This window comes from Limnohabitans sp., assembly GCF_046052825.1.
Lineage (GTDB): Bacteria > Pseudomonadota > Gammaproteobacteria > Burkholderiales > Burkholderiaceae_C > Limnohabitans.
On record NZ_JAVLFP010000026.1, the window covers coordinates 114,717 to 124,417 of the forward strand.

6 protein-coding genes and 1 pseudogene are annotated in these 9,701 nt (G+C 57.4%); 4 read left to right on the plus strand and 3 right to left on the minus strand.

From position 1 onward, the window contains the following. Positions 1-26: 26 nt before the first annotated feature. The 3 genes from ACKWJN_RS03610 to ACKWJN_RS03620 form a co-directional block, all read right to left on the minus strand. Positions 27-2,324, minus strand: coding sequence for an NADP-dependent malic enzyme (locus ACKWJN_RS03610; RefSeq protein ID WP_408594591.1), 2,298 nt, complete (start codon positions 2,322-2,324; stop codon positions 27-29). Between the two features lie 152 nt (positions 2,325-2,476). Then, on the minus strand, positions 2,477-3,871 hold the full coding sequence (locus ACKWJN_RS03615) for an aminopeptidase P N-terminal domain-containing protein (RefSeq protein WP_408594593.1): 1,395 nt from the start codon (positions 3,869-3,871) through the stop codon (positions 2,477-2,479). Positions 3,872-3,945: 74 nt separating this feature from the next. Then, positions 3,946-4,731 carry a sugar phosphate nucleotidyltransferase gene (locus ACKWJN_RS03620; RefSeq protein ID WP_408594595.1) on the minus strand — a complete coding sequence of 262 codons (786 nt, stop codon included), beginning with the start codon at positions 4,729-4,731 and terminating at the stop codon, positions 3,946-3,948. Positions 4,732-4,854: 123 nt separating this feature from the next. Here ACKWJN_RS03620 and tkt point away from each other — a divergent pair, with 123 nt between their 5' ends. The 4 genes and pseudogenes from tkt to ACKWJN_RS03640 form a co-directional block, all read left to right on the plus strand. Next, a complete protein-coding gene (gene tkt / locus ACKWJN_RS03625) occupies positions 4,855-6,921 on the plus strand; it encodes a transketolase (protein WP_408594597.1) in 2,067 nt (688 codons plus the stop codon). Positions 6,922-6,962: 41 nt separating this feature from the next. After that, complete coding sequence (gap, locus tag ACKWJN_RS03630; RefSeq protein WP_408594599.1) at positions 6,963-7,961, plus strand: type I glyceraldehyde-3-phosphate dehydrogenase; 999 nt, start codon at positions 6,963-6,965, stop codon at positions 7,959-7,961. A 249-nt stretch (positions 7,962-8,210) separates the two neighbouring features. Further along, positions 8,211-9,413, plus strand: a complete 1,203-nt coding sequence (locus tag ACKWJN_RS03635; protein WP_408594600.1) for an ammonium transporter — start codon at positions 8,211-8,213, stop codon at positions 9,411-9,413. A gap of 217 nt (positions 9,414-9,630) precedes the next feature. After that, positions 9,631-9,701, plus strand: a pseudogene (locus ACKWJN_RS03640) (RNA-binding protein); the annotation flags it as partial.

Below are 9,701 nucleotides of genomic sequence, written 5' to 3' on the forward strand. Positions count from 1 at the left end.
ACTGAGTCGTCGCTGAAAGGCTGGATTCAGCGTGTGGCGCTGGCGTCTGCCACCGTCAATGCGGTCATGTTGACGATGCGCCGTACCGTGGTGCTGGCGGTCAAAATATGCACGGGTTTGGCTGCGCCCAACAGCACTGGGCCAATCGCAATATTGCCGCCTGCGGCGGTTTTGAGCAGGTTGTAAGCGATATTGGCTGCGTCCAAATTCGGCAAAACCAACAAATTGGCATTGCCGATGAGCGTGGACGTTGGCATGTGTGCAGCGCGCGAAGCCCCATCCAAGGCAACGTCTCCGTGCATTTCTCCGTCTATTTCAAGCCAAGGCGCTTTTTTCTGGACCAAGGCCAAGGTTTCGCGCATTTTGATGGCCGTGGGCTGGTTGCTGCTTCCGAAATTGGAGTGTGACAACAAGGCTGCTTTGGGATGGATGCCAAAGCGACGCATTTCTTCGGCCGCCATGATGGTGATTTCGGCCAACTGTTCGGCGGTGGGGTCGTAGTTGATGTGGGTGTCCACCAAGAACACTTGACGGTCAGGCAACAACAAGCCATTCATGCAGGCATAGGTGCTCACACCAGGACGGTTGCCAATGACTTGATCGACGTAATTCAGGTGGGTGTGCGGCGTGCTCCAGGTGCCGCAAATCAAGCCATCGACTTCGCCTTTTTGCAGCATCATGGTGCCGATCAAAGACAGGCGGCGACGCATGTCGATCTTGGCCAATTGCTCGGTCACGCCTTTGCGCGCAGTCATCTGGTAATAGGTTTGCCAAAAATCGCGGTAGCGATGGTCTTGCTCCACGTTGACCACTTGGTAGTCCACGCCCTCTTTCAGGCGCAAGCCAAAAGTTTCAATGCGCTTGGCAATCACAGCCGGACGACCGATCAGCGTGGGTTGTGCCAAGCCTTCGTCCACCACGATCTGGACCGCGCGCAACACGCGTTCTTCTTCGCCTTCGGCATAGCACACGCGCTTTTTACTGGCGCGCTTGGCCGCCGCATAAATGGGCTTCATGGTCGAGCCCGAGGCATACACAAAGCTTTGCAGTCGCTCAATGTAGGCCTGCATATCTTTGATGGGCCGTCGCGCCACGCCACTGTCCGCAGCGGCTTGGGCCACCGCAGGCGCAATCTTGATCATCAAGCGCGGATCAAACGGCTTAGGGATCAGGTACTCAGGTCCAAAAGCCAAGCTCTCGCCGGCATAGGCCGCGGCCACCACTTCGCTTTGCTCAGCTTGAGCCAGCTCGGCAATGGCATACACCGCCGCAATTTCCATCTCATCGTTGATGGTGGATGCGCCGGCATCCAAGGCCCCACGGAAGATGTAGGGAAAGCACAAGACGTTGTTGACCTGGTTGTGATAGTCGGTGCGGCCCGTGGCGATGATGGCATCGCTGCGCACGGCCTGGACCTCCTCGGGCAAGATTTCCGGTGTGGGGTTGGCCAAAGCCAAAATCAATGGCGTGGGGGCCATTTTCTTGACCATCTCCGCCTTGAGCACGCCGCCGGCCGAGAGCCCCAAGAAAATATCTGCCCCTTCGATCACCTCCGACAACGTGCGTGCGGACGTTTTTTGGGCAAACTGAATTTTGTCTTCGTCCATCAACTCGGTGCGGCCTTCGTAAACGACGCCCGCCAAATCGGTGACAAAAATATTGCTGCGCGGCACCCCCAGTTTGAGCAACAAGCCCAAACAGGCCAGGGCTGCAGCCCCGGCGCCAGAGGTGACCACTTTGACCTGCTTCAAATCCTTTTTGGCCACTTTAAGGCCATTCAAAATGGCGGCGCCCACCACGATGGCAGTCCCATGTTGATCGTCGTGAAACACCGGGATCTTCATGCGCTCACGCAATTTGCGCTCGACATAAAAACAGTCTGGCGCTTTGATGTCTTCGAGGTTGATGCCTCCGAACGTGGGCTCTAAGGCGGCAATGATGTCCACCAACTTGTCGAGGTTCTTCTCTTCGATTTCCAAGTCGAAGACGTCGATGCCCGCGAATTTTTTGAACAAAACCCCTTTGCCCTCCATCACCGGCTTGGAGGCCAGAGGGCCAATGTCGCCCAAGCCCAACACGGCCGTACCGTTGGAGATCACGGCCACCAAATTGCCGCGACTGGTGTACTTGTAGGCTGCGTCAGGATCTTTCACGATCTCTTCGCACGGAGCGGCAACCCCTGGCGAATAAGCGAGCGCCAGATCGTGCTGGTTGACCAGCTGCTTGGTGGCCGCAATGGCTATTTTTCCGGGGGTTGGGAACTCGTGGTACTCAAGCGCTGCGCGGCGCAGTTCTTCACGGGCTTTGTTGGAATTGACGGCCATGCTGATCTCCTGAAAATGCAATGGGCTGTCACCTGGAATTCCAAGCAACAGCCCAACAAGGCGGTTTCATTGTAGGCCGGGGCAAGCCCTGGTCACGCCAGCTCGAGGCGCATGTCTGAGTGGTTCTGTTTTTACTTTTAGACAAAGCCCCATCAAGCGCGCATCAAGGCTTCAATTTCAGTGGCCGTCACTGGCACGCCTCGCGTGATGAGTTCGCAACCCTCGGACGTGACGATGGCGTCGTCCTCGATGCGAATCCCGATGTTCCAAAATGCCTCGGGCACAACGTCAGCCGGCCGCACATACAAGCCAGGCTCGATGGTGAGCACCATGCCCTCGCGCAAGATTCGACTGGGACGGTTGATGATGGTTTCGCCTGAAAGCGGGTCTTTTCGCTCGCTGGTTTGGCCCAACTCTGGCGGCTCCACATAGCTGCCGCAGTCGTGCACATCCATGCCCAGCCAGTGGCTGGTGCGGTGCATGTAAAAAGGAAAGTAGGCCCGTTTTTCTATGACGTCTTGCGCGTTGCCGTGTTTGTTGGTGTGCAACAAGCCAAGGTCTAACAAGCCTTGTGCCAACACGCGGACAGTGGCTTCGTGGGGGTCGGTAAACCGTGCGCCTGCACGGGTGGCCGCCACGGCAGCCTCTTGACTGGCAAGCACCAGGTTGTAGAGGTCCCGTTGTGGGCCGGTGAATTGCCCATCGGCCGGAAAGGTTCGGGTGATGTCACTGGCATACCCATCCAACTCGCAGCCCGCGTCGATCAAGACCAATTCACCCGCGCGGACCGGTGCCGCATCCGCGCGGTAATGCAGCACACAGGCATTTGCGCCTGCAGCCACGATGGAGGTGTAGGCGGGAAACTGCGAACCGTGCTGGCGAAACTCATGCAGCAACTCCGCATCCAAGTGGTATTCGCGCACGTCTTGACCCGCGCGCAACCTGTGGGCACAGGTTTGCATGGCACGGATGTGAGCTCCTGCGCTGATGGCACTGGCGCGGCGCATGATGTCTTGCTCGTGTGCGTCTTTGATCAGCCGCATGTCATCCAGCGGCACGCACAAGTCGCGCTGTTGGCTTGGGCACATGGCGCCAAAACGCACCCGGGACCGTACGGCATTGAGCCAGCCGTCAACACGGCTTTCCAAGCCTTTGTGCGTGGCAAACGGGTACCAAACCGTGTGCTGGTTCTCCAGCAGTTTGGGCACATGTTGATCGAGTTCTGCCACCGAGTGCGCTGCCGTGACGCCCAGCCGATCGAGCGCCGCTTCTGGTCCTAAGCGGTAACCATCCCAAATTTCTCGCTCCAAATCTTTGGGCTGGCAAAACAGGGTGCTGCGCCCCGTGGCGTCGAGCACCAGCCACGCGTTGGGTTCGGTAAAGCCCGTCAGGTAATAAAAGTAGCTGTCATGTCGGTAGGGGAAATCGCTGTCGCGGTTGCGGGCACGCTCAGGCGCGGTGGGAATGATGGCCACGCCTCCCGCGCCCAATTGGGCGGCCAATTGGGCGCGTCGTTTTGCGTAAATAGAGAGCGTGTTTGGGGTCATGGGATGTCGGGCAATCAGGATGAAAGTGTGAGGGCCAACAAGCCAAACTCACGAAAAACAAGTCAGCACAAAGTCTAGGGGGTTGAACGGTTCAACCCCCCCAAACGCTCCGGCGTACCCACGTCGGTCCAAAGCCCTCGGTAAAGCTCCGCACTGACGGCATGATTGTCCATGGCGGCCCGCAACATGGACGCCAAAGGGGCTTTCACACCCTGTGGGTTACCCGCTGGAATGCGGCACCATGCAGCTTCGAAGAAAGCACGCTTGTACAACGCGATGGTGCTGAAGGTATAGCGCGACAGGGCTTCTGTCGCGGCAGAAGTAGCCAACTTGGGCAGGTTGAGCGCCAGACCACTCGCCGACAAGCCAAAGTCGCCGAGTGGGTTGTGCTCGGGATTGGGCACCAGCCAAAGATGGGCGAGTTGGGGGCTGGCTTTGAAGCGCGCGCGCGCTTCAAGAGAAAACACAAACTCTGGGGCAAACACATCGCCCGCCGCCACCCAAAACACCTCATCGAGTTGCGGCAGTGCGCGAACAATGCCTCCTGCGGTCTCTAGCGCGCCCCCAAAGTCCACGCCCTCTTGCGAATAGTGCAGATGCATCGAGGCTTGGCCTGCTGTTTGAAACACTTGGCCAAAGCGCTGTGGAATTTGCTCACCGAGCCAGGCCGTGTTGATGACCAGTTGATGCACGCCCCCGCGCTGCAAGCCTTCCATGGCCCACTGCATCAAGGGTTTGCCACGCACAGCCAGCAAGGGTTTGGGGTGGAGGTCGGTCAGCGGGCGCATGCGCTCGCCGCGCCCTGCGGCCAAGAGCAAGGCCGTGGCCGCAGGGGCTGAGGGAGGTATGGCGCGAGTCATGACGCAATGAGTGTAGCCAGCGGTTTGATGCCCCAGCACGCCGCAGACAAAGCGGGATCAGGCCGGTGTAGAGCTGCTCGCTAAAATCTGGGTTTTCCCTCATCACCCCCGGAGTCGCCTGACATGGCAAACACCCAACAAATGGCCAGCGCAATTCGTGCCCTGGCAATGGACGCTGTCCAACAAGCCAACTCAGGACACCCCGGCGCGCCCATGGGCATGGCCGATATGGCCGTGGCTTTATGGGGCGACCACCTGCGCCACAACCCCAAAAATCCGCATTGGTTGAACCGCGATCGCTTTGTGCTCTCCAACGGACACGGTTCGATGTTGATTTACGCCTTGTTGCACCTCACCGGTTACGACCTGCCGATGAGCGAGTTGAAGAACTTTCGCGTGTTGCACAGCAAGACGGCGGGTCATCCTGAAGTGGGCGTGACCCCAGGCATAGAAACCACCACCGGCCCACTGGGCCAAGGCATCACCAACGCCGTGGGCATGGCTTTGGCTGAAAAGCTGCTGGCCAGCGAGTTCAACCGCGACGGCCACGCTGTGGTCGACCACCACACCTACGCCTTCATGGGCGACGGGTGTTTGATGGAAGGCATCAGCCACGAAGCCTGCTCTTTGGCGGGTGCTTGGAAACTCAACAAGTTGATCGCGTTGTATGACGACAACGGCATCTCGATTGACGGCCAAGTGGCCCCCTGGTTCGCCGACAACACCCCTGAGCGCTTCAAGGCCTACGGATGGCAAGTGATTGGCCCGATCAACGGACACGATGCCGCGGCTTTGAGCCACGCCATCGCCAAGGCCAAACTGAGCGCGGACAAACCCACCTTGATCGTGTGCAAAACCAGCATTGGCAAAGGCAGCCCCAACCGCGCAGACACCGCCAAAGCCCACGGCGAACCGCTCGGCGCTGAAGAAATTGCGTTGACCCGTGCCGCCATTGGCTGGAACCACGCCCCATTTGAAATACCCAAAGCGGTTTATGCCGATTGGAATGCCGCAGCCAAAGGCAAAGCCTTGGAAGCAGAATGGAAAACTGCATTTGCCGCCTACAAGGCCACTTACCCCGCCTTGGCCAAAGAGCTGTTGCGCCGCATGGCGGGCGAACTGCCCAAGAATTTTGCGCAGACCGTGGTCGACGCCGTGATTGGTGCGCACACCAAGGCCGAAACGGTGGCCAGCCGCAAGGCCAGCCAGTTGGCGCTGGAAGCGTTCACCGCTGCTTTGCCAGAAATGCTCGGCGGAAGCGCCGACTTGACCGGCTCTAACCTCACCAACACCCAGAGCACGCCCAATCTGCGCGTGGACTTGGCCGGCCACGTGGTGAAAAACGAAGCCGGTGTGGGTGGACGTCACATCAACTATGGCGTGCGTGAGTTCGGCATGGCTGCCATCATGAACGGCGTGGCGCTGCATGGGGGTTTCATTCCCTACGGTGGCACCTTCCTGACCTTCAGCGACTACTCACGCAACGCCATTCGCATGGCAGCGCTGATGAAACAACGCGTGGTGCATGTGTTCACCCACGACTCGATTGGTTTGGGCGAAGACGGCCCCACGCACCAGTCGATCGAACACGCAGCTTCGCTGCGCTTGATCCCCAACCTGGACGTGTGGCGCCCCGCCGACACCGCAGAAACCGCCGTGGCTTGGGCCGTGGCACTGCAAAACCAGCACAAGCCGACGGCTTTGTTGTTGAGCCGCCAAAACCTGCCGTATTTGCCCAAAGGTGAGGCGCTGGTCAGCCAAACAGCTGGCGACATCTCCGGCTTGGACGCCATCAACAAAGGCGCTTACGTGTTGGCCGAGCCCTCCGAAGTGGGCTTGAAGAAGAAGGCCCAAGCCGTGATCTTGGCCACGGGCTCGGAAGTTCACTTGGCGCTCAAAGCCCAAGCGCTGCTGGCCGAGAAAAAGATTGCCGTGCGCGTGGTGTCTGTGCCCAGCACCACCACATTTGATCGCCAAAGCGTGGCGTACAAATCGGCGGTCTTGCCAGCGGGCATCCCACGCATTGCCGTGGAGATGGGCTCGACCGACGGCTGGTGGAAATATGGTGTCTCCGCGGTGGTGGGCATCGACACCTACGGCGAGTCGGCGCCTGCGCCGGTGCTGTTCAAGCACTTTGGCTTCACCCCCGAGAACGTGGCCGAGACGGTACAAGCCGTGCTGGCCAAGTAATTGTTTTGCAAATTCATTTTTAACTTTAGAAGGGTAATTCCATGGCTATCAAGATCGGTATCAACGGCTTCGGTCGTATCGGACGTATGGTGTTTCGCGCTGCGGTGCAAAACTTCAACGACATCGAAGTGGTTGGCATCAACGACTTGTTGGAGCCTGATTACCTGGCTTACATGCTCAAGTACGACAGCGTGCATGGTCGCTTCAAGGGCGAGGTGTCTGTGGATGGCGGCCACCTGGTGGTCAATGGCAAGAAGATTCGCCTGACCCAAGAACGTGACCCCGCCGCTTTGAAGTGGAACGAGATCGGCGCTGACATCGTGATCGAAGCCACCGGTTTGTTCTTGGACAAGCCCACGGCTGAAAAGCATTTGGCTGCAGGCGCCAAGAAGGTCTTGTTGTCAGCTCCATCCAAAGACGACACCCCCATGTTTGTGTACGGTGTGAACCACACCACCTATGCTGGCCAAGCCATCGTATCTAACGCTTCCTGCACCACCAACTGCTTGGCCCCTGTGGCCAAAGTGTTGAACGACAAATGGGGCATCAAGCGCGGCCTGATGACCACCGTGCATGCGGCCACCGCCACCCAAAAAACCGTAGATGGTCCTTCCAACAAAGACTGGCGTGGTGGCCGTGGCATCTTGGAAAACATCATCCCTTCCAGCACGGGGGCCGCCAAAGCCGTGGGCGTGGTGATTCCGGAGCTGAACAAAAAGCTGACCGGCATGTCCTTTCGCGTACCCACCTCTGACGTGTCGGTGGTGGACTTGACGGTTGAGCTGAACAAAGAAGCCTCTTACGCCGAGATTTGCGCCGAGATGAAAGCGCAAAGCCAGGGCGCCTTGAAAGGCGTGTTGGGTTACACCGAAGACAAAGTGGTCGCCACCGACTTCCGCGGCGAGCCATGCACCAGCGTGTTTGACGCAGATGCCGGCATCGCACTGGACAGCACCTTTGTGAAAATCGTGTCTTGGTACGACAACGAGTGGGGCTACTCGAACAAGTGTTTGGAGATGGTTCGCGTCATTGCCAAATAATTGTTCTGCCTAGGCACCCCGCGTGCCCTGGACCCTCAATGCCCGCGCTTTAAAACCGCGGGCATTTTTTCGACAGCCCAACTCGGTTCTGTCCGCTTGATTTGACGCTGAGGCCTTCCGGTCACCGCCAGAAGCGCCCCAAAGCTGCGCCAAAGTATTTGTTTGGTGCGTTTTTTGCTTGCGTTTGGTGCGTTCGTTTAATAAGACGTTTTTTTGCACCAAATAAGTTCATAAATCAAGGATTCAGTCATGGAAGCACTCAAACAGGGCGCTGATGCGCTATTTATTCTGCTCGGAGCCATCATGGTGCTGGCCATGCATGCCGGCTTTGCTTTTCTAGAGTTGGGCACCGTCCGAAAAAAAAACCAAGTGAATGCACTTGTGAAGATTTTGGTCGACTTCAGCATGTCAAGCGTGGCTTATTTTGTGGTCGGTTACGGTGTTGCTTATGGCGCAAGTTTCATGGTGGGCGCAGAAACATTGGCCGAGAAAAACGGATACGAGCTCGTGAAGTTCTTTTTCTTGTTGACTTTCGCGGCCGCCATTCCCGCCATCATCTCGGGCGGCATTGCTGAGCGCGCCAAGTTTTGGCCACAACTCATCGCGACCGCGATCATCGTCGGCTTTATTTATCCCTTTTACGAGGGCATTGCGTGGAACCAGCATTTCGGTTTTCAAGCTTGGCTCAAAGCCGTCACGGGTGACGAGTTCCATGATTTTGCTGGGTCTGTGGTCGTACACGCCGTTGGCGGTTGGATTGCTCTGGCTGCCGTGCTGCTCTTGGGGGCAAGAAGCAATCGCTACCGCAAAGATGGCGCAATCTCTGCACACCCGCCTTCGAGCATTCCATTTCTTGCCTTGGGCGCATGGATTCTGATGGTGGGTTGGTTTGGGTTCAATGTCATGAGTGCTCAAACTTTGGACAAAATTTCCGGCTTAGTGGCCGTGAATTCGCTCATGGCCATGGTGGGCGGCACTTTGGTGGCCTTGCTGCTTGGCAAAAACGACCCTGGCTTTGTCCACAACGGCCCCCTTGCTGGTTTGGTTGCTGTGTGCGCAGGCTCTGATGTGATGCATCCCATGGGCGCTCTTGTTGTGGGCGGCGTCGCAGGGGCTATTTTTGTCATCATGTTCACCCTCACGCAAAACAAGTGGCGCATCGACGATGTATTGGGTGTATGGCCTCTGCATGGCGTGTGTGGCGCATGGGGCGGTATTGCTGCTGGTATTTTTGGCTCCACCGCGCTGGGTGGATTGGGAGGCGTCAATTTATATGCCCAAATTGCAGGTACTGCTTTAGGCGTTTGCTGGGCATTGTTTGGCGGCTTCTTGGTTTATGGTCTTTTGAAAATAACGCTGGGATTGCGCATGAGCCAAGAGGAAGAGTTTGATGGCGCAGACCTCTCAATTCACAAGACAAGCGGGACGCCAGAACACGAAACGAGCTGGTGAGGGCCATGGATTGTGGTTTTTTGGCACATGAAATGATGCAAATACAGGTAAACGCTTGGTTTGAGTGATCACTTGTGCTCCATAATGGTCTTTGCTGTATCGGCGCTTGCGCCAGTACAGTGTGTTTGGTGATCGGTCAGTTTCGCGCCACCGCTTTGGTTGCGTTGTGCATTCGGGACTCCATCGCTTGTTTTTTGTGTTTTAAGGAGTCCCTTTCATGGGCAATAAACTGTACGTCGGCAATTTGCCGTATTCGGTACGCGACAGCGATCTTGAGCAGTCTTTCGG

What these genes read in the sequence shown, in the direction of transcription:
- ACKWJN_RS03610 (WP_408594591.1), bottom strand. Translation starts at nt 2,324, where the DNA reads ATGGCCGTCAATTCCAACAAAGCCCGTGAAGAACTGCGCCGCGCAGCG.
- ACKWJN_RS03615 (WP_408594593.1), bottom strand. Translation starts at nt 3,871, where the DNA reads ATGACCCCAAACACGCTCTCTATTTACGCAAAACGACGCGCCCAATTG.
- ACKWJN_RS03620 (WP_408594595.1), bottom strand. Translation starts at nt 4,731, where the DNA reads ATGACTCGCGCCATACCTCCCTCAGCCCCTGCGGCCACGGCCTTGCTC.
- tkt (WP_408594597.1), top strand. Translation starts at nt 4,855, where the DNA reads ATGGCAAACACCCAACAAATGGCCAGCGCAATTCGTGCCCTGGCAATG.
- gap (WP_408594599.1), top strand. Translation starts at nt 6,963, where the DNA reads ATGGCTATCAAGATCGGTATCAACGGCTTCGGTCGTATCGGACGTATG.
- ACKWJN_RS03635 (WP_408594600.1), top strand. Translation starts at nt 8,211, where the DNA reads ATGGAAGCACTCAAACAGGGCGCTGATGCGCTATTTATTCTGCTCGGA.